This is a genomic window from Jeotgalibaca caeni (genome assembly GCF_028863945.1).
In the GTDB taxonomy this organism is placed as follows: domain Bacteria; phylum Bacillota; class Bacilli; order Lactobacillales; family Aerococcaceae; genus Jeotgalibaca; species Jeotgalibaca caeni.
The window spans coordinates 1-20,187 of sequence record NZ_JARBEA010000046.1 but is presented as its reverse complement, the minus strand read 5'-3'; the positions used below and the strand labels follow the sequence as shown (position 1 = coordinate 20,187).

Annotated in this window: 21 protein-coding genes, 1 tRNA gene and 1 rRNA gene; 6 read left to right on the top strand and 17 right to left on the bottom strand. The window is 34.3% G+C overall.

Going from position 1 to position 20,187, the window contains the following annotated elements:
- Window positions 1–120 precede the first annotated feature (120 nt).
- From PVE40_RS09715 to PVE40_RS09675, 9 genes are all read right to left on the bottom strand, one after another.
- Window positions 121–963 carry a GNAT family N-acetyltransferase gene (locus tag PVE40_RS09715; RefSeq protein ID WP_274731724.1) on the bottom strand — a complete coding sequence of 281 codons (843 nt, stop codon included), beginning with the start codon at window positions 961–963 and terminating at the stop codon, window positions 121–123.
- A 165-nt stretch (window positions 964–1,128) separates the two neighbouring features.
- Window positions 1,129–1,764 carry a helix-turn-helix domain-containing protein gene (locus PVE40_RS09710; protein ID WP_274731723.1) on the bottom strand — a complete coding sequence of 212 codons (636 nt, stop codon included), beginning with the start codon at window positions 1,762–1,764 and terminating at the stop codon, window positions 1,129–1,131.
- A gap of 415 nt (window positions 1,765–2,179) precedes the next feature.
- Window positions 2,180–3,673: a protein kinase domain-containing protein gene (locus PVE40_RS09705; RefSeq protein ID WP_274731722.1), complete on the bottom strand. Its 1,494-nt coding sequence runs from the start codon at window positions 3,671–3,673 to the stop codon at window positions 2,180–2,182.
- Window positions 3,670–4,401 carry an IS21-like element helper ATPase IstB gene (gene istB, locus PVE40_RS09700; RefSeq protein ID WP_274731721.1) on the bottom strand — a complete coding sequence of 244 codons (732 nt, stop codon included), beginning with the start codon at window positions 4,399–4,401 and terminating at the stop codon, window positions 3,670–3,672. Before istB ends, PVE40_RS09705 begins: the two co-directional genes overlap by 4 nt.
- Window positions 4,398–5,813, bottom strand: a complete 1,416-nt coding sequence (gene istA, locus PVE40_RS09695) for an IS21 family transposase (protein WP_274731720.1) — start codon at window positions 5,811–5,813, stop codon at window positions 4,398–4,400. The genes istB and istA overlap by 4 nt, the downstream gene beginning before the upstream one ends.
- 219 nt (window positions 5,814–6,032) lie before the next feature.
- Complete coding sequence (locus tag PVE40_RS09690; RefSeq protein ID WP_274731719.1) at window positions 6,033–7,478, bottom strand: hypothetical protein; 1,446 nt, start codon at window positions 7,476–7,478, stop codon at window positions 6,033–6,035.
- A complete protein-coding gene (locus PVE40_RS09685) occupies window positions 7,475–8,506 on the bottom strand; it encodes a hypothetical protein (RefSeq protein ID WP_274731718.1) in 1,032 nt (343 codons plus the stop codon). Before PVE40_RS09685 ends, PVE40_RS09690 begins: the two co-directional genes overlap by 4 nt.
- A 77-nt stretch (window positions 8,507–8,583) precedes the next feature.
- Window positions 8,584–8,997: a very short patch repair endonuclease gene (locus PVE40_RS09680; protein WP_274731717.1), complete on the bottom strand. Its 414-nt coding sequence runs from the start codon at window positions 8,995–8,997 to the stop codon at window positions 8,584–8,586.
- 39 nt (window positions 8,998–9,036) lie between these two features.
- Window positions 9,037–10,212 (bottom strand): phospholipase D-like domain-containing protein, encoded by a 1,176-nt coding sequence (locus PVE40_RS09675; RefSeq protein ID WP_274731716.1) that lies wholly within the window; start codon window positions 10,210–10,212, stop codon window positions 9,037–9,039.
- 179 nt (window positions 10,213–10,391) lie between these two features.
- On the opposite strand from PVE40_RS09675, the gene PVE40_RS09670 reads away from it, so the two are divergent.
- From PVE40_RS09670 to PVE40_RS09660, 3 genes are all read left to right on the top strand, one after another.
- On the top strand, window positions 10,392–11,393 hold the full coding sequence (locus PVE40_RS09670; RefSeq protein ID WP_274731715.1) for a DNA cytosine methyltransferase: 1,002 nt from the start codon (window positions 10,392–10,394) through the stop codon (window positions 11,391–11,393).
- 422 nt (window positions 11,394–11,815) lie between these two features.
- The gene (locus PVE40_RS09665; RefSeq protein ID WP_274731714.1) at window positions 11,816–12,379 is read left to right on the top strand and encodes a hypothetical protein; all 564 of its coding nucleotides are present in this window, start codon (window positions 11,816–11,818) and stop codon (window positions 12,377–12,379) included.
- A 106-nt stretch (window positions 12,380–12,485) separates the two neighbouring features.
- A complete protein-coding gene (locus PVE40_RS09660) occupies window positions 12,486–12,707 on the top strand; it encodes a hypothetical protein (RefSeq protein WP_274731713.1) in 222 nt (73 codons plus the stop codon).
- A 180-nt stretch (window positions 12,708–12,887) separates the two neighbouring features.
- On the opposite strand, the gene PVE40_RS09655 is transcribed toward PVE40_RS09660, so the two are convergent.
- The 5 genes from PVE40_RS09655 to PVE40_RS09635 all read right to left on the bottom strand — a co-directional run bounded on the left by PVE40_RS09655 (window position 12,888) and on the right by PVE40_RS09635 (window position 15,517).
- Window positions 12,888–13,145 carry a hypothetical protein gene (locus tag PVE40_RS09655; protein WP_274731711.1) on the bottom strand — a complete coding sequence of 86 codons (258 nt, stop codon included), beginning with the start codon at window positions 13,143–13,145 and terminating at the stop codon, window positions 12,888–12,890.
- 18 nt (window positions 13,146–13,163) lie between these two features.
- Complete coding sequence (locus PVE40_RS09650; protein ID WP_274731710.1) at window positions 13,164–13,553, bottom strand: hypothetical protein; 390 nt, start codon at window positions 13,551–13,553, stop codon at window positions 13,164–13,166.
- On the bottom strand, window positions 13,543–13,857 hold the full coding sequence (locus PVE40_RS09645) for a hypothetical protein (protein ID WP_274731709.1): 315 nt from the start codon (window positions 13,855–13,857) through the stop codon (window positions 13,543–13,545). The genes PVE40_RS09650 and PVE40_RS09645 overlap by 11 nt, the downstream gene beginning before the upstream one ends.
- 238 nt (window positions 13,858–14,095) lie before the next feature.
- The gene (locus PVE40_RS09640; RefSeq protein ID WP_274731708.1) at window positions 14,096–15,106 is read right to left on the bottom strand and encodes a DUF6017 domain-containing protein; all 1,011 of its coding nucleotides are present in this window, start codon (window positions 15,104–15,106) and stop codon (window positions 14,096–14,098) included.
- 141 nt (window positions 15,107–15,247) lie between these two features.
- On the bottom strand, window positions 15,248–15,517 hold the full coding sequence (locus PVE40_RS09635) for a helix-turn-helix domain-containing protein (protein ID WP_274731707.1): 270 nt from the start codon (window positions 15,515–15,517) through the stop codon (window positions 15,248–15,250).
- Between the two features lie 169 nt (window positions 15,518–15,686).
- Between PVE40_RS09635 and PVE40_RS09630 the strand changes: the two genes are divergently transcribed.
- The 3 genes from PVE40_RS09630 (at window position 15,687) to PVE40_RS09620 (ending at window position 18,836) form a co-directional block, all read left to right on the top strand.
- Window positions 15,687–16,535 (top strand): helix-turn-helix domain-containing protein, encoded by an 849-nt coding sequence (locus tag PVE40_RS09630; protein WP_274731706.1) that lies wholly within the window; start codon window positions 15,687–15,689, stop codon window positions 16,533–16,535.
- 34 nt (window positions 16,536–16,569) lie between these two features.
- Entirely contained in the window at window positions 16,570–17,709 is a 1,140-nt protein-coding gene (locus tag PVE40_RS09625; protein ID WP_274731705.1) for a tyrosine-type recombinase/integrase, read from the top strand.
- A 281-nt stretch (window positions 17,710–17,990) separates the two neighbouring features.
- The gene (locus PVE40_RS09620) at window positions 17,991–18,836 is read left to right on the top strand and encodes a KilA-N domain-containing protein (RefSeq protein WP_274731704.1); all 846 of its coding nucleotides are present in this window, start codon (window positions 17,991–17,993) and stop codon (window positions 18,834–18,836) included.
- Window positions 18,837–19,148: 312 nt separating this feature from the next.
- Here PVE40_RS09620 and PVE40_RS09615 read toward each other — a convergent pair.
- The 3 genes from PVE40_RS09615 to rrf all read right to left on the bottom strand — a co-directional run bounded on the left by PVE40_RS09615 (window position 19,149) and on the right by rrf (window position 19,989).
- Window positions 19,149–19,221: transfer RNA gene (locus tag PVE40_RS09615), tRNA-Thr, on the bottom strand.
- 90 nt (window positions 19,222–19,311) lie between these two features.
- Window positions 19,312–19,590: a GNAT family N-acetyltransferase gene (locus PVE40_RS09610; RefSeq protein ID WP_274731702.1), complete on the bottom strand. Its 279-nt coding sequence runs from the start codon at window positions 19,588–19,590 to the stop codon at window positions 19,312–19,314.
- A gap of 283 nt (window positions 19,591–19,873) precedes the next feature.
- A 5S ribosomal RNA gene (rrf, locus tag PVE40_RS09605) occupies window positions 19,874–19,989 on the bottom strand.
- Window positions 19,990–20,187 lie beyond the last annotated feature (198 nt).

The following is a 20,187-nucleotide window of genomic DNA, read 5'->3' as shown; positions in this document are numbered from 1 at the left end:
GTGTCGGATAACAATATGAAAAACAAGGACGGGACAAGGTTTAGAGAGCATATTAGAAAAACTATGAATTATTCAGGAATAAAGATAAATAGTCATTGCCAAGTTTACAGATTTTTTACTTTAGTCTATTGTATATGCATCCCAAGAATCACTTTTGTCATATGGGAAAAGGTTCAATACAGCTGAAGCAAACGGATCTACATCATCCGCTTCTATTGAAACGTTAGCAAAACGCTCCAACAGTTTATTCACCGCTCTTTTATAAAAAGGAAGATACTCATCCAATTGCAGCAGATTTTTTCCTCCTATGTAACCAATATCAATTTCTTTTTCATTCTCACCATGATAAGAAAGGATATAAGCTTCTATTTTTTCTTCTCTCAGTAATAAAAAGGAATTTTCTTCGTCTATGTTATCTAAAACAATATCCTTCCAAGTTTGATCTGAAATGCTCTCACTTAAAGGGTTAATGTGTTTATGGAATTCCCTATAAATCTTCATCTGAATGGCGAGAAGTTCTTCTTTTTGTTGATTGGTAAGACCGTTAAACGACGTTATCTTCCCTCTCGGTTCACTATTAATATCAAAAAGTGCTTCTCTTAGAATTGGAGTGTAACACTTTCTAGCAAGATGAAATTCAAATTTTGATAAAAATGAAATGGCAACCGTATCCTTTGATGAAATAGAAGTCTGGAGTTTTTTTGTAGGAGAGGACGCATATAAGTCGTCATACATTTTTCCACCAATTCCCTTGTTACGATAGTCGGGAGAAATATAAATTCCTATGTATTCTCTATTGGGATGCATCGTGTTCTTCCATAAGCTTCCAATTCCGATTAGCTTATTACTTTCTAATGCAACGATACTCTTCTCAGCTTTCTCTCCATATGAAAAATAATAAGGATTGCTTTTCAATAATTCTTTTACCTCGTCAGAATATTTATCTTCAAAACCTATAATCACGTTCTAGCCCTCCTATTATCTCTTACCATTATTTTCCTCTCAGTCTCCTTTTAATCATTATATCAAACAGTCTCAGAGCAAAGTTTGAAAAAAAAAACAGCGACAAAAAAATAGATAGATCGAAGGGGAAGCCTTGATCTATCTATTTCCTTTTACAGGTAAATTCTATTTTATATATATTGATTTCACCTGTGACTCTAACAAATTTACAACTCTTATTTCTTCGATGTTCTCCAGTTCAAATGCCCCTTGAAGTGGAACCACAATAATTTCTTCGTTGTTGGATTTCCCAAATGTAAAATTTTGATATATTTCAATTTGTAAGATTGTTTTTTCGGTATCAGTATCTATGAAGTATCCCGTATATTCATGAAAGGAATCAATTTTGACCTGAAGAGTCACAACACTTTTATTATTCAGTGATTCTCCATTTAATGAGACAACAAAGTCCTCCACGTTATGAGGATTCATCACTTTGTTATTCCGCCAACCTTGATATCCGAGAATAAGGGTTAGGGGAATAAAGAATAGTAGCAACCCTAAAATGATGTACTTCCTTCTTTTACTCTTTTTTGTCTCCGATGTTATATTCTCCACTACTTTTTGATCCTCTCTTAACAGTTCATCCAAGGATTGCTCATATAAATCACTCAATGAAATAAGGGATTCCAAATCAGGGTACGTCCGCTCATTTTCCCAACTAGATATAGTGGATCGAGATACATTCAACTGGTCTGCAGCTTCCTGTTGGGTTAAATTTTTCTTCATACGCCCTTCTTTTAATCTTGAACCTATATCCACCTAATTACCTCCTTCTGTATTCATTATTCTATATGGTACATTACAAGACAAGATTAGAAACATAACATGATGTTTTTGTAGTGATTAGTTTTGTAGCATCCCAAAATGGTACAAAAAAAGATATATCAAAGATTGCTAAATCCTTGATATATCTACATTCTTCTTATTATGCCGGATGCAGGACTTGAACCTGTGACCCCCGCGTTACGAGTGCGATGCTCTATTTTACGGAGGTTTCAGGTGAAATCAAAAGACATCAAAAGCCTTATCTAAAAGGAATTCGATTTTGGAATACCACCCGCTCACTTCAAGGAAACTTCATATTGGTTGGTGGAAAGTTGGTGGAATTTGATTCCATATGGGTCAGCGAGAAAAGGATTTAACTAACCAATTCAGAATGTTATGAAATCTAGATTTAATCTGAAATTTCTTCTAACAAGTCCTTTGCAAAATACCTTATGTCTGCACATTCTTCTAATATATTTTTTGCAAGTTCTATAACTTTTATATCCTGTGAATTTTTGCATAGGTAGTAAGAAATACTTGCAAAAATGTCGTAGTTTCCCCATCCTCCATACCCAGTAGCTTCCGAATAACCATAAGCAATCGATTGAGTTATTTTGATTTGATAGGCACTCTCAAATTGCTCAATTATTTTCCCAAAAGTTGATAGCTGATGTGTCACTATGAATTTACAAATTCGATCAATCTCTACTAAGTCCATAATATATTCGTGAACCTGAGTATCATACTGTTCGTTTAATATTTTTGTAATAGTAGATTTTTTACGATCCCTCTGGCTTTGATTTTTCAAAACTAATTCTATTTCATTTATAATCTGCTCAACAGAATCATATCGAAGTGACTTATTTCTAGAAGTACTTCGCTCAACTATAGTTTTAAATATATGATCATCAATAGCTCCATTAGATGTAAATATATAATCAATAATTTTCCCAATTGAGTATATATCGCTTTGTAAGTCTAGTTTTTTAAAATCCGTAATAGCAAGTGGATCTACAAAGAGATGATTATTTTTCTCTGTATGAGAAGATTTCATACTTCTCTCTATTGATAAATCCTTACTCAATCCAAAGTCACATATTACAAAATCGCTCCCTATCTTTAGTATGTTTCCCAGGTGTAAGTCCCTATGAATTATTGAATGATTATGTGCAAATGTCATTCCAGACAGAATATCTGATATAATTTTCAATTTATCCTCAAAGGTAAGTTCTAATTCGTCATTTAAGTGTTTGAAAAGATTCTTGTCACCTTGTTCCATTAGATAAGAATTATCCTCAACATTGAATGTATATACATTCAAAATATACGGGCAAGCCCTAAGTTTACTCATGTTCTCATACTCATATTTCATACGTTTTCTTAATTGCTCATCTTCAAAATATTCAGGCTTTAATACCTTCTTTAGCAATCCTTCTTTAACACGGACTATATTACAGTAAGAACCATAATCAATAATATCGTTAGCTTCAAGTAAAATATAACCCGTCTCCGGGTTAATTATCTTCACACTATCTCTAAGTAAAACTTGAATAACCACTTGAATCATATTAGTATTTTGTTCCTTATTTACGGATGTATGCTTTAAAATATTTAAAATATTCTCTAAAACTTGCAAGCGTTTTCTTGGTGTCGCATTTTTGTATTGGTCTTTCAGGGTGTCAGTATCTACATAGGTAAAATCCCCGTTACAATCAAAAAAATCCTCTATATTTAGAAAATCGAAAGCTAATACTGATTCATCAAAATACCAATCCAGAACAAGGCCGTAGTAACTCCAATTAGTTTCATCAGTTTTTCTTCCCCAACAATTGTATTTTGCAAGCTGAAAGTGCAGAAGTTTGCAGCGCAATCGTGCAGAACATTGCTGACCCTGATTATTCAATTTTTCTTGGTTGATAATGCATTGGTAAAACGATAACTTTCCCCTGAAAATGAAAAGATATGGGCATGATGGATCAATCGATCAACTAACGCACTTGTTAACCGTGGGTCTTGGAAAACCTTGTTCCAGGCGCTGAATTCAAGATTCGTTGTGATGATCAGGCTTTTCCGTTCATAAAAATCCGAGATAAGATGGAAGAGCAGTTCGGCTCCTTCTTGATCTAACGGGAGATAGCCCAGTTCGTCCAAAATCAATAAATCACAGTTCTGGATATTCTTGCGGGTTCGCTCCAAGGTTCCTTTTTTGGTGGCCCGCAACAGTTTGTCCACCAAGTCCAGGACGCGGTAGAAGCGGACCTGCTTACCGACTTTACAGGCCTCAAGCCCCAGCGCAGTCGCTAAGGAGGTCTTTCCTGTCCCGGGGGTTCCGATAAAAATAAGATTTTCTTTTTTGTCTATGAATTCAAGTGTAATCAAGTCTTCCTTAGTCAGATAATAAGGAAAACTAATCTGCTGATGCCAGACGTAATTTTGCAGCTGCTTTTCGCTATGGAACCCGGCCTGTTTAACAAGCCGGTTCGCTTTTGCGATTTCCCTTTGCTCCTGTTCATGCCTCAGGCAGGCGATTATGGCATGCTGCTCTTCATCCGAAATGTCAGTGCGCATGGCGTAATCATAGACATGTGCCAGTCTTAACTTCCGACATAAATCCCTCAGGTCCGGCCTCATGACTGTTGCACCGCCTTCGGACTCAGTTGGTCGTAGCGGGCCATGTCAAACTGACTCTGGTTCTCAGTTACGCCCAGGTTGGCTAATACCAGTTTTTCAAACCGTTCTTGTACTTCTTCAAGTGTGTAATGATCCAACAAGCCATGTATTTGACGCAGTCGCGCCCGGACAGTGGACAGGTCCGGATCCATCAAATAGAGCTTGATGTTACCCGGAAGAAGCTTTGTATAGCGTGAATGCTTGAGTGCACGGGGTTTTATCTGCCAATCCGCGAACTTTTGCTGCCAATCGACCGGTGTGGATTCATTCATATACGGGCGATAGCCTTCATGAACAATTTCGCCATTGGCATTTACACAGGTAAAATTATTCCAGGTAACTTTCACCAATAGGTGGCTGTTACGACCTGCTTTTGGGATGTGGATGGCTTCGCCATCAATGGTTAATTCACCATATTTGTTGGTCTTTCCCTCCCGATAGCTGAACACCGGGTAAGACTCTATCGGTAATCGCAGGAGAGAAGCTGATTCGCTGTCCCACAGTTCACTGATTGTCAGGTGTTTTTGATAATGATTCCGAATGCTGTCTTCCGCCAAACGTTGATCGAGCCACTCCGTCAGCTGTTCAAAGCTTTCCATCCGAGGGATTTCATCAAAAAAATTGTAGCGGATATAACCCACCTTGTTTTCAACTGCGCCTTTTTCATGCCCAGAGTAAGCATTGCAGGCAACGGCATTGAAGCGGTAATAGGCACGAAACTGTTCAAATTCATCCGAAAAAACCGTGTCTTTATTACCTTTTTTCGGTTTTATGACAGCCGCGGCCAGATTATCTATGCGGATCTCTGTGGGGACACCACCGGAAAGCTCAAACAAGTGCTTCAGGCCATTCAGGAAACACTCCCGATTTTCTCGTGGTAATGCAACTGCGAAAGCCCGATTGGAATAGGGATAGGCCAAGACAAGCAACTTGATGATCCGCAACTCATTTTTATACGCGACCCGATACGTTCCAAAATCCAGCTGTGCCTCCCCGGCGGGGTGATCCAGTTTTTCGAACGCATCCGCTTTAGCTGCCTCTTTCTGGGTATTCTGAATGTACTGACAGACAGTGCGGTAACTGCCAGAAAAGCCCAGCTTTTTGAGTTGTTCAAAGAGCGCTTTTCTGGTGCGTCGGTTTTTCCGGGTTTCCCGGCTGTCTTCAAATAACCACCCATCAATGATTTCATTCCAGCCATCTTCATACATCATGCCGCTTTTCGTTCGCCTGCGTTCTTTCGGTAAAATATCCGTATCCGCATATTTCTTGGCAGTTCGCCAGTTGATTCCTTCGCTTTTCGCAATCTGATTGATGGAAAGGCCTTTTTCATTCCTGATTTCTTTGATATGATTTATTTGGTCCATTGTTAACATCCTTTTTGATCCTCCAATATAAGTCTCGACAACTCTATTGTAGGTTATTCATTCAGGTGTCAGCAATGGACTTTTTTCATTGCAGCGTTGTGTACTTTTTCGTTTCAAAACTCTGCACTTTTATTTTGCTACAAACAACAATGTTTATCAAAGTAGTCAAGTATTTTTATATAATTCTGTTCAGACAGCACATCATTACTCCTCACTTTTGATTTTCAATTATATTTCGGAGAATATTTTATCTTTTAACTCCACTACTTCATCGGGAATAAAATTATTGTATTTATAGATTGATGCTACAATAATTTGATTTTCTGAAAAATCACTGTTTATTATGTTAAACGTATCTTCTACATTTTGTTGATCAAGCTCTCGCCCACTAGGAGAATCCAGAACTATGGGTAGCTTATATCCAAGATATTTTTGTAATTCAATTATATAAGCCATTTTAAAAGAAAAAACTATTTTGTGAAGCACAGAACCGCTAAGAGATTTTAAATCAGAGGTAAAAATATAATCACTATCTTGATTTATATATGAATCTACATTTAATTTTTTTGCATAATCAAGGATTCTAAAATGTAAGTTAATTAGTATTTCATTACTAATAGATAATTTTTCTTTAATTACTTTATTTAAATTTTTTTTCTTTGATTTCAATAAAGATAGGGTTCGGTCAATTTGTTCATAAGGTAAATTAATATTTGATATTAAATAGTCAACTTTTTCTACCTCACTTTGCAAGGTGAATAGGTTACTGGCTTCTTTAATTTTTAATAAAAGATCACGTATTTCTTTTTCAACTTGAGATTGTTCTCTACTTAATAAAGCTATACGTGCCTGCGTATATTTTTGATTTTGATGGTAATGAACTATTGTATTCTCTCTTACAGGGATTTCAATATCACTTTCAGGATCTTTCACTACTAATTTCATTTTCTCAATATAATTAATAAACTGCTTATTCTCCTTTAAGCTATTTTCTAAATCTTGTATTTTGAAGTCCAATTCACTTTTATGAATTTTTTTTATCTGAAGTTTTTGCTCGAGTTCTGTTACATAATCAGTTCCAAAAAGGGAATCGTTGTTTAATTGAGAAAGATGATCCTTATAATTAACTATATTTAATATTTGTGTATATTTTTTTATTTCGGAATTAACATTTTCAAGCTCTATTTTTTGGCTTGTTATGTCTCTTTCAGATAGCCCTTCTAGCAAATCCTCAACTTTAAATTTTATGTTCCCGATTACTGTCCCTCTATTTAATAATGTCCAACCTTTTTCTTGGTCCATATATATGGCTCCAAGTATATTCTTAGTTAATATAGTGTTTTTACATCCCCATACCTCAGCCAAAACTAACTCTTCATCATCTGGAAGAAAATATTCTAAAGAGCTATCATCTTTATAGCTAATCCTAATCCAATCACTTTTTCTATTTATAGAAGTTATCCCGGTGACTGTTTCAAGCTCTAAACTAGTTTCAATGTTGTTAAATTTCAAGCCTTTTGTTTGAGGAATATTATATCCCATAGAATAAAATAGAAGTCGTAAAAGAGATGATTTACCTGTGCTGTTAACGTCACTGAATATCAGTGTATTATTTTTAAATACAATTTCCCTTGTAATCCCTTGATAAAAAAGATTTAATTTTTTTATTCTCATAGCCCCACCTCTTTACTCAAACGTAGAATCAGTTTACGCTTTTTCAAAATTTTCCAAATAATAAACTTTGTCACGTCTTTTGTTAAATCATTTGATTCTTTGAAAAAAATTTTTTTCTCATAATAATCAACAGTTCTATTTATAAACTCTTTAGGAGCTGTTCTATTAATAGTGAAGCATTTTTTTAAATGCATTTCTTTAAAGTGCTGTTCTACTTCATTCAGTAGAGAAAAATCTAGTGTTTTTCTATCTATAAATCCTTCATATCTTCTTTCTATTTCATCTTGTTGACCTATATCTAAATCAAATTCATCAAAAAATTCATCATCACTAGTGTCTAATGCACAAACAATTATTGTCCATGCTAAATCTTCTTTGTCTATGTGTATAGATTTAGATGCATTTTTAGTGAAATCTAGTAAAAAAACTTTATAAATACGATTAGCTTCCACCATATTTAGCCCAATTTTACTTAAAAAAACAAATACTTTTTCTTTAACGAATCGGTATCTAGTATCATCATGGTCCCCAAAAAAAGGAAGTGTAATTATTCGTAATTTATCATAATTGAATAATTCTAATGATAACTTTTCTTCTGAAGCCACTTTTATAATATTTTTTTCAATTTTTTCTTTTATTTTATTTGGTAATTCATTGAAAGAATAATTTGTTGGATAACCCGAGAATAGCTGATTAAAACCTTTATATACAAAAGGATTACTAATATTAGTTCCGTATATTAAATGTGTATACTCACATTTTTGAGACGTATTTATTAATGCTTTCAATGCATTTCTTAAGTGCTTGTCAGCATTCGAATTACTAAAAGGATCAAGTTGTGATTTTGCCTGAATGTATATTTTTTCGCCAGTGTGATACTCTAGCTCAATATCCTCTGTCTTACCCTCTACTTTTACCTTTTCCAATTTTTTTATATCATCAATAATATAAAACAAAGCCAAACTACTTTGAAAATCCCATCCTAAGGCCGACGCTTGAGCATCAGTGTCTATAATCCTATTTCCCACAGCAAAAATCCACACCCTTCGTTCGTCAACCTTACAAATTTATTTTTCAATTACTAAACTATTTTATACGTTGTAAATTACATCTTTGACTTTATGATAAAATCGTTTACACTTTTAATTACGTTTTCGAAATTATCTTTTAAATCATGCTCCCAGATTCGAAGGATATTCCAGTTATTATCAACATAATACTGGGTAACTTTTCTATCCCTATCTCTATTTCTTTTTATTTTTTTATTCCAATACCCTTGATTAGTTAATGGCTTATTTTCGTGTATTGGACAGCCATGCCAAAAACACGAATCAATAAATATAACTATTTTATACTTCTTTATTGAAATGTCAGGTTTACCATACAAATCTTTTGTATTTTTCCTGAACCTTAATCCTTCATGCCAAAGCGCTTTCGAAACTAAGTTTTCTAATTGAGATTGAGAGCGAATAGCCTGCATATTTTTCCTTCTCTGTTCTTTTGTTAGATTATCAACCATATTCACCTACCCCTTTGTAGTACAAAGGTTGCTAAATACTTAACTCTTATTATTCTCCTCGAACAGCTCGAACGATCCACTTTCCATAAAATCTAAATAGTAATAACCATCATTTTTTTTAGTCAGCTTCACACTGTCTATCCCTACTTCTTCCAGCATTTCCATTTTTAAAAGTGTACCTTCTTTGATTTTTAAAACATCTCTAAGAATCCATTTCCCGAGGGCTTTGTTAGGATTGGACATCAACGCTTTACCGCCTTGTTGTGCCACCTTGCATGACATAACTTCTCCGCTAGGAAGTTCTACATCAAAAACTGGTGAATCTTTTGCGGATTTGCCCTTGAATTTACGACTGTATACAAAGAAATCACCGAAGGTATCATGAATCCAGGATGGTATCGGGATATATACTTCGTCTATATCACGTGTCCTCCCCCCTGCATTCCATTGATTAAGTCCGGATTTTTCTTCAACTACTTTTGATCTGGGCGAATATAAAGGCAGAATAATGTATTCTTCCTCCTCAATAACAGGCTGTAAAGTCCTCTGAGCCAATATTTTATTTCTTGTAAGAAATTCAAACGGATTATCCAGTATATCGACATCAAATTGCATGATAATTTCAGAATCAGACGTGTCAAAACGCTTTAATAATGTATTTTTAGAGAGAGAGAAAGAATATTCATTGTACTTATCCTTAAATTTAATCGTATTTCTGCTTTGTTTATTATTTAATCTGATGGAATTGATATCTACAGGATCCATGGTAGTCTCTATTACATTCATTTTGCCACGTTCACGGGTAACCATGTGATATAGACTTTGATTTGTGCCAGCTACGTTTTGAGTTAGATTTATCCGCTTATTTCTCAGCTCAGCGATCTTTTGAACGATTTCCTCGTCACTTCCTAAACCTCGAATCAAGTGGCTGTCAGAATTGAATTCTGCGACTTTTTGAAAGGTTTTCCCATTGCCATTGATAAACGTTTTAAGCCCAATCCCCATACCATCTTTTATAGCATCGAAAGAAATATCTCCTCTAGCAAGGTTCTTAGCATTAAATACCTGACAAAATAAATTCTCATGTGCTCTGTAGTATAAATATGGGTCTGAACTGTCAGAAAATAGATTTGATAGGGAACCTACTATTTTTAGAAATTCAATGTATTCCTTTTGCATTGATTGCGGTTGCCCTTGCCAAAATATATTTGCCATTGAACATTCTCCATTATTTTGTATTTTATTCAATTATAGCAAAGAAAAATAAAGTTTTTTCTGTTTTTTTGCGTATATATATATAGACATACCTCTTTGAGTTTTTTAAATGGTATTTCAACAAAAAATCTGATAGAATAAATTTGCGGCGCGCCGCGAATTTAAGGAGGAAAAATGTTATGACTTACAGTGTAATGAGTTTATTTGCAGGCGTGGGTGGAATTGATCTTGGTTTTGAAATGACAGGAGCTTTTAAGACTGTCTGGGCAAATGAGTTCGACAAGAATGCTGCCATTACGTACCAAGAAAATTTCGAAAATGAATTGGTTGTTGAGGATATTCATAACCTAAATCCAGACGATGTCCCTGACGTTGACGTATTACTAGCGGGGTTTCCTTGCCAAGCTTTCTCAGTAGCTGGTTATCGTAAAGGTTTTGAGGATGAGCGGGGAGACTTGTTCTTTGAAACATTACGATTCATAAAGGAAAAGCAACCCCAAGTAGTTTTCCTTGAGAACGTTAAGAATCTTGTCGGACATGATAACGGAAATACATTTCGTGTAATCCATGAAGCACTCGAGTATCATGGCTACCATGTAAAGTATCAAGTATTGAACGCCAAAGATTATGGGAATATTCCACAAAATAGAGAACGGATTTACATTGTAGGCTTTAAAGATCGTGAAGCCTATAAAAATTTTGATTTCCCAAATCCTGTTCCATTGACCACCAAGTTAACAGACGTCATTGATTTTACTTCAAAAATAGAAGATAAGTTTTACTATACTGAAGATAAATACGCATTTTATCCAAAACTGAATGAAGCAATAATCAGTCAAGATACGGTCTATCAATGGCGCAGACAATACGTTCGTGCTAATAAAAGCAACGTAGTTCCCACTTTAACAGCAAATATGGGAACTGGCGGACATAATGTTCCCCTTATTCTCTCTGATAACGGGATTCGGAAACTAACTCCTAAAGAGTGTTTCAATGTCCAAGGCTATCCGGAGGACTACAAGCTTCCTGAGATGGCAATTTCTCATTTGTATAAACAAGCTGGGAACTCTGTGGTAGTACCGGTAATTTATCGAATTGCCCAGAATATTCTGGAAGCAATTGAAGAAAGCAAAATGAATACCAGTAAATCAAAACAACAGGTCGAACTATTCAGCATATAAGTAAGAATTAACTATAACAAAAAAGAGATTCCGCTAAATCAGCGAGAATCTCTTTTGTTCTTTCATATAGATTATAACTAAATCCCAAATGTAGTTAATCTACATGTATATTCGACACTAAAATGCTCATTAAAACAATGATTAAGTCATGTCGGCTTAGGGTATACCCTTACTCTACATCTTGGCAGAATCAGTTAAAGTCATTTATTAGTTACTTTTTAAAACTCTCTCTTTTATTATGACCTCAACATTGAAAATTTTCCCATGAGTTAGCAATCTTTCCATTTTTTCCCATAACGGGGTGCAGTTCATTAACATAAAAAGTTTTTTTCTGTCTCATTAGACATCTCATTATCAAAGTACCATGATACAATCAGGGTATTAATAATCAGGACTTTTTAAAACTAATATGAGGTGATGAAGTGTTTCTCAATATAGATTGGAATAATATTAATTGGGATCTAGCTAGTACTTTGAGTAGTTCTTTTCTATCAATAGTAGCAATTATTATAAGTGTTGTTGCTGTTGTTAAAACTTCTAAAGATAATAATAGAATCTTAGAAGAAAATTCTAGAGCATATATTAGTATTTACACTGAAGCCCTGATAGCAAATAGAAACCATTTCTATATTGTTATTAAGAACTTCGGAAATACAAATGCTCATATAGAGAGCATTGAAGTAGATAATAAAACGAGGGAAATGATAAAACTGGGCAACAAGGATTACATTGATAGAATTGTAAATAATCAATTAGCTCCAAAACAATCAATCACACATCTTGTATCTAAACACAAAAATGATTTTGATAGTAACCATATCTCAAAATTTAAAATAACTTACACGTCAGGACGAAAAATATATTCTGATATTTTTGAGTTCAATTTATCCTGGAATTCGACTATGCCAAGTATATCTATTTCCACTGCTGATTATGACAAGCAATTTCTAGAATTGTATCAAGATGAGGTTAGAAAGAAACTCTAGTCTCTATTATGAAATTAATTACATAACAAAAGAGAGGGAATGTTGAAAAGATAGCAATTATGGTGACTACAATCCCATAGATTCAATCTCCGAAGGAATGTAGGCAATGATTTTTTCTAAAGAAAAGAACCTTCCACCCATGAAATATTCAAAAGGTCAGGAAGTTGATTTCGCATTTCAAGGTTGTATTTTGCGTGGTGTGATCGAGATTACCGACTTTGGTGGTGCCCTTGAGTACGGCTATGATTTGTACGATATTTACGTGGAAAAGGGCAACACTTTGTACAAGCATGTGCCTGAAGCTGATATTTACCTAAAAAAGGATTAAGGCTGGTTCTTTAACCTTTTGTGCTGTTCATGATATAATTTAGTTGCGAAATGTGAAGATTTCGAGCACGGATAGCAAAAAATCCAACCCTATTGCGAGTAGGGTTGGATTTTTTTGTACTCGTTGCAACTCTGAGCGTCTGAGCCAGTGACAACTTGCCAGTTACCGGTAGCGAGATGGTTAGCTAATGTCAATGTTATTCTCTTTTGCTACTTTTTTTAACTTTTCATAATCTTCCGCTGGAATCGTGACCTTTTTTGTTTCGGGAGCCAAGTATTTTTGTTTGAATTGATCAAAATCTTCTGATTTTTTCAAATATTCATCTACTGCGAGATTGACGATATCAACTATTCTCAAATCATTAACAGCAGCATATATTTTGATTTCCATGTATCGTTCTCGATCTATTTTCACCACTTTACTGTTATCATTTCCCACATTATTAACCTCCTGTTACTAACGGAAAATACTTGAAGTTGATTGTCTATATGGTTGTTTTCCAGCCTTCTTTGTAGTTGCTATTTGAATATCATGCTCCGTATGCTTTAGGGCATCCTGATAAACATAGCTTTCTTCATGGCGTCCTATCGCTTTAACATCTAGCTTATGAAATCCCCCCGCCACCATTTCTACAAGGATATCCGTATTCTTCGAAATGCTATTCAATTTGCGTTTCATTTCATTAATTTGTTGTTGCTGGTTAGTCATATCGGCCATTGAAAGAACTGCATACCTGACTGCCTCTGAAAATGAGTTTACACCTGGAATCGTATCAATCATCTTATTAATAATATCTTCATGTGTTGTAGTAAAGATTATGTGTTTCCTAATTTGGTTATTTATCATCCTCTAACACCTCTTCCATAATGTCTACACCACTTGCCAGCATATGAAACAATCGACTATTGCTATCAATAAAATTTTGCAATGTTCTTTCTTGATTGTTTAAAGTAATAGTTAAATTCTCCACCGCTTGATCAAATTTATCTTCTTTAAATTTTGCTAACCTTAACTCAACATCATTTTGAATAAGTATTTTAATATATTCATTTCTACTAAAAAATTTTCCTAAATTTTTGCTTATTTGCTCCGCTTTCTTCTCTATTTCTTTCACGTAAGCAACATCAACATCTCTGATTAAGATATCCAATTAAATCATCCCTTCAAATTTTTTTGTTATTTTAAAAAGAGCATAAGGGGCCCGCGTATCTAATTTTGAAAAATTAGATAAATAGGCTGTGCCTATTGGGTTCCTGAAGTATTTGAGTGCTATCACTTTCACTCATTTTTGCATATCAAATGCACCTAACATGTATATCGATTGCATTAGCCATGTATGTTAAATGTGACAGTCACATTTAACATACATGCTTCTTATTTTTACTAATCTAATAATCAGCATAGTTTTTTTGATCCACTGCATATCTATTCGCATAGTACAAATTAATAGTTGTAGGTGCATTAAATACTGTCGAAATTATATAAGCCCGAAAGTTTTTAATTTCTGTATCAACTTTATCTAAACATTCTAGAATATACTCAATATGAAATTGATTTATTTCTAAGAACCTAGCCTTAACTTCTTCTATGTCTCTCCATTTATCGCTGATAAAAAAAACACCTTTTTCTTGTTGTAAAACGTCAACCATGATATTTAAAATTTCATTTAATTGAGTTGAATCAATCCTTCTATCCTCTACCAAATTATCATAAGAAATATTAGTTCTTAATTTTTTCGTTATTTCTTCAATAGATGGATTGATAGATTTTTTAATTGAATTAACGGTAGTAATATTTGAGGTAATCTCTGTATTTGTCTCACTTATAAAAGATGGATAGTTTAATATTTTAGAAGAATCACTACTCTTTTTTTGTTGGGGTACCCCACTTTTATTATTGATACTGAAATTCTTTTGATTTTGCCCGTTTTCAACGTTTTTTACTTTTTTCGGATAAAGGTCTGGAAAGGTAATTCCAAGCAGCTCAGGAACCTTTAATTTAAGATACGTTACATTATTTAATGGATTTCCTTGCTTTGTATGAATATTCTTTCGAATACGTTCTATTACCCCAATATTCTCTAGTCTAATCACAGCATTTCTTGCAGAACATTTGCTTAATCCAAAAAGTTCTTCTATCTGTTTATAACTTCTTTGCAAATAATCATCGTCATGGAACTTTTTTTCCAAACCAATCTCTTCGCCTGTTTCTTCACTACGAACGGTCCTTGGCCTATACCAATAAACAATATCTGCCAAAATTACAATTGCTGTTAGATCAGGTTTTCCCTTCTCAGTAACTATTGTTTTATACCAATTTTGAGGAATAATATTCCCCGTGAAGTTTATACCTCTTAATGAATCAACAATCTCATTTCCCGTTGAGTAAATATAGTTCATTGAATCTCCCTCTTTCAATTGAAATTTATTCCGTTTCGAATTAAAATGGGAATAGAAAAGGCCACTACACTTTTTCTATTCCATTCGTTCATTCGGATGGAATTTTTTTGTTCATCCATACTTTTTTCCGCTGACCCTTAATTATTTTTTTAAAGCATTAAAAAGTTCTCTTAAATCTGATGCTTCAAAATATATTTTTTTACCAACTATAATTCTTTGAAGATCAAAATTCTGAACCCATGAATTTAAAGTGTTTCTACTACAATTAAACTCTTCACATACTTCGCTAATAGTTAAAAATTGTTTTTTTTCCACTGAATTTTCTCTTACTTCCTTAAGAACTCGCTCTACAATCTCTTCAATATATTCTTCAATTAACGGTGCTACATCAATTTTTAGTTCGGTCGCCATTTTTCCACCTCCATCCAGAATTTGTCATTTGGTTTTAACTAAATGCTAAATACAATATAGTTTATTAACAAAATATAGTCAATAGAAATTATTATTATTTACAAACGAAAAGAAATGTTGTAAATCATATCAATTGATGGTAAATTACATAAAGGTGGTGAGATTTTTTATGAAACAGAATGAATCAACTATTCTAAGTAAGAATATTGGTAATGTAAGAAAAAATTTGGGCCTTTCACTAGAAAAATTTGGGAAATTAATATCTAATAGTAGCGCATCTTCCGCTTTACAATGGGAGAACGGGAACGCACGCCCCCCTAAATATAAATTACAACTTATTTCCGAATTTTGTGGTGTTAGTGAAGGTTTCTTATCAGAAAACCTATTAACGAGTAAAGATCTTATTGTCATCAAAGAATTTCATCAAAATGCTGACTGTATAAACTATTTTGATACAATTTATAATGGACTGAGTTTTTCAGAGGATAAGGAACAATTGATTTTTGACTTTTTGATCTCTATGGAATTTGGATCTGATGGGTTATTTGATTATATATATCTTAAAACAAAGGTTGTCGTTGACTTGAATTTAGAAACTTTGATAAAGGTAACTTTTGAACCTTCCATTAACGATTTCAATAATGACATACATGTTGATTTTGAGAAGTTTCTAAATAATTACTTGTATAAGAAAAATCCAAAAAAACTTGAATCGATAATTTTCTCTTCGCTTTCCCCTATTTATTCGAGTATTACTAGCGACATGACTTATGGCTTTAGTTCGATACCAGGTTCTGTATTTAAATATAAAGACAAGACTAAGGCTGAAAAAATGAGCATTGGTATATTCAAAAAGTGGAGAGCAATTGTAAGTAACGGTATCAAATATAATATTCTTATCAAAAATATCGATCCTAAAGGTATTTATAACCTTATGCTCTATTACCCGTACTCCTTTCTAAATCAAAAAGACAAAGTCATTTCATTCAACGAATACATCACTCAAAAATATAATTAAATCTTTTTCTCGCTGACCCGAGAAAGGAAATCTAATGGTAAAATTTGAGAGGTACACAAAGAAAGACGGTACAAAAGCTTGGTTATTTAAGGGATATATTGCTACTGACCCCTTTACTGGAAAAAAGAAACATGCTACCCGTCAAGGATTCCGAACGAAACCAGAAGCTAACAATGCTTATCTAAAACTCCAACGTCAGATTCTTAAAGGAGAAAATCTTAATCGGACACAAAAGAGTTTTGAAGAGATTGGCAATATGTGGCTTGAACAGTATGTAAATACAGTAAGAGAAAGTACCTATCGTAAAACAAAAGAAATTTTAGAAGTACATGTGTATCCTGTTGTTGGCAAGAAAAGGATAAATGCTATTAGCCTTACCATGTGCCAAACCATGGTAAATAATTGGGCTAAAAAATATGTGAAATTTTCAACCTATGCCAGTTATACTTCTAAAGTATTTAAGTTTGCAATGAAGCATGACTTTATTGATAAGAATCCAATGGAGTTAGTAACAATGCCCCGCAAAGAGCGAAAAAAGGAAGACAAGAACTTTTATACGGTTGAAGACTTAAAGGTATTCTTTGAATGTCTGGAGAAGGAAAATGATTTGAAAAAACATGCCTTCTTTAGGTTACTTGCCTTTACTGGAATGAGAAGGCAAGAAATTCTTGCTTTAACCTGGAAGGATATTAATTTAGAGGATTACATGGTGAGTGTTAATAAGGGGTTAACCGAGGATATTGATAGAAATGTGATAGTTGGTCTTACCAAAAATCAATCATCTAATCGATTAATTGGAATTGATGAAACTACAAGAGATATTCTCTCCGAGTGGAAAGATTTACAGCACCAAGAGAATGTTATTGCAAACCGTGTTCTCAAAGATCATATTCAGTTTGTCTTCAACAATAAAGATAACAGTCATTACCATACAGGGAGTGCTTCAAGATGGCTTAAAGAACTAGTTCAGAAGTATGATCTAAAACCGATTACTCTTCATCAGTTCCGGCACACTCATGCGAGTTTATTGTATGAATCAGGTATGGACATAAAGAATATTCAAAATAGATTGGGACACTCCACCATTGTAACAACACTTAACACTTATACTCACTTGAATAAAAAGGCTTCCAATGACGTTGGCGTTTCCTTCAAAAACTATGTTGGTTTTTGAAAAGAGTGGGAGGAAATCATTAAAAAAATTGACACATTAAATGTCATGTAAATTTTGATATTTCAATTTTTGAATGTAAGACTTGAACCTATGGCCTCCTGCTTTATGCGGATGATTCTCTTGTTCTATGATTTTACCTTAATCTGATAGAAGTTGTTATCCATATAAAAGACTCTCCTCACAAAGTTATCCACATAATGAATATCCACAGGTTGTGGATACCCGTTCTAAACTGGTCGATTTCGACCAGTTTAGAAATCTAAATTAGAAAGGTGAATTATATGCCCCCTAGAGAAACAATTACTCCTATGGGAGTACCAGTAGATGTATATGCGAAAAATGTAAAGGATGCACATTTTATTAGCCTGACAGATATTGCAAAATACAAAAACGAAGAAAATCCTGCCGATATAATAAAAAATTGGATTAGAACTCGATCAACAATTGAATATATTGGTTTGTGGGAAGAAATGAATAATCGAGATTTTAATTCTATCGCATTCAATGAATTAAAGTTAGAGTCTGGTTCTAATTCTTTCGTTCTTTCTCCTACAAAGTGGATAGAAAAAACAAATGCAATTGGAATTACCACTCAAGCTGGACGTTATGGCGGAACTTATGCCCATTCTGATATAGCTTTTGAGTTTGCTTCATGGATTTCAGCAGAATTTAAACTTTATCTCATTAAAGATTACCAGCAACTTAAACAAAAAGAAAATAGTCATTTCAATTTAGAATGGAATTTGAATCGAACTATGGCAAAATTAAATTACAAGGTGCATACAGATGCGATTAAAGATAATCTCATTCCACCTGCTATCACTAAAGCCTATGCAGGTGTCAAATATGCAAATGAAGCAGACCGTTTGAATGTTGCTCTCTTCGGAAAAACTGCAAAAGAGTGGCGTCAAGAAAATCCCGATGCTGAAGGAAATATCCGTGATGCTGCGACAATTGAACAATTGTTGGTTTTAACAAACTTAGAAAGTATGAACGCTGAGTTAATTAAACAAAAGATATCAGAAGAAGAACGAACTTTGAGACTTAATATAATGGCAAGAGAACAAATGGAAGTTTTTCTTAACAATCAAGAAGCAACTAGAAGGTTAGAAAACAATCTTAAGTAATAATATCTCCTTACCATGAATACGAGGGTATCAGGAAAAACTAAAATCGTTGCAAATACATGAATTGCTAACGATATGGTTAATATGAATCCAGGATGGATAGAAAATAGATTAAAACATTTTACCCTTAACACATATACTCACTTGAACAAAAAAGCTTCAAATGACGTTGGAGTATCATTCAAAAATTACGCAAGTTTTTGAAAAAGGTTGGTGGAAAGTTGGTGGAAACTATTTCCAACTAAAAATAGACAAAAAAATAGACACATCAAAGGTCATCAAAACCTTGATATATCTACTCTTTTCGTATTATGCCGGATGCAGGACTTGAACCTGTGACCCCCGCGTTACGAGTGCGATGCTCTACCAACTGAGCTAATCCGGCTTGTTCGTGCACTTAAGCACAAGAAATATTATATTATATTCTCTAAAAATTGTAAAGAGGACTTTTCTTGGAAAAGTCCTCTACTTTGCTTTATTTGGCGATTACATCTGCATATTTATCCGGCTTGCGTTCGAACTGAGCTACTACATAAGAGCAACGAGGAACGATTTTCTTGCCCTCTTTTTTCAATTCTTCTACCATGTGATCCAGTATTTTTTCTGCTACTCCTTGACCGCGTAAGGAAGGATCTACAAATGTATGATCTGCTGCTACTGTATGGTCATTGAGCGGGGTATACGTAATTTCTGCAACTACTTCGCCACTCTCATCCAATTTTCGATACCCATTTCCATATTTTTCAAATTCCATCTGTCATTCTCCTTTCTGATACTCTTCACTATTCAGTGTATCATCTACGAGTATAAAAGGAAACGATTACGTACTAGCTGAAGCTCCGTAACGAGATAGACAAGCTCGTTGCGCTCTTCGTGAGGTTCTTCTTTGTAGCGTTACAAGATACGGCTTCTCGTTACGCTGTAGTGAAATTCTTGTCACTGAGCGTAACGAGATCTACCATCTTGTGACGCTTACCGATTCTTTAAAACAAAAAAATACCTTTTACCCACAAAGGAGCAAAAGGTATTTTATAATTGCGCGGCAGCGTCCTACTCTCACAAAGGGAAACCCTTCACTACAATCGGCGCTAAGAAGCTTAACTTCTGTGTTCGGGATGGGAACAGGTGTGACCTTCTTGCCATCGCCACCGCACATATTGTCATGGCTGTTGTTGCTTTAGCAGCTTACAGACATGATACACTTGGGCAAAGCCCACAGTGTTTCTTTGAGGTTATTCCCTCAAAACTGAATCCATAACACGGCCTAGTTTGGGGACCAACCCATCTGCCGTTGCCATTCTCTTGGTTAAGTCCTCGACCGATTAGTACTGGTCCGCTCCACACATCGCTG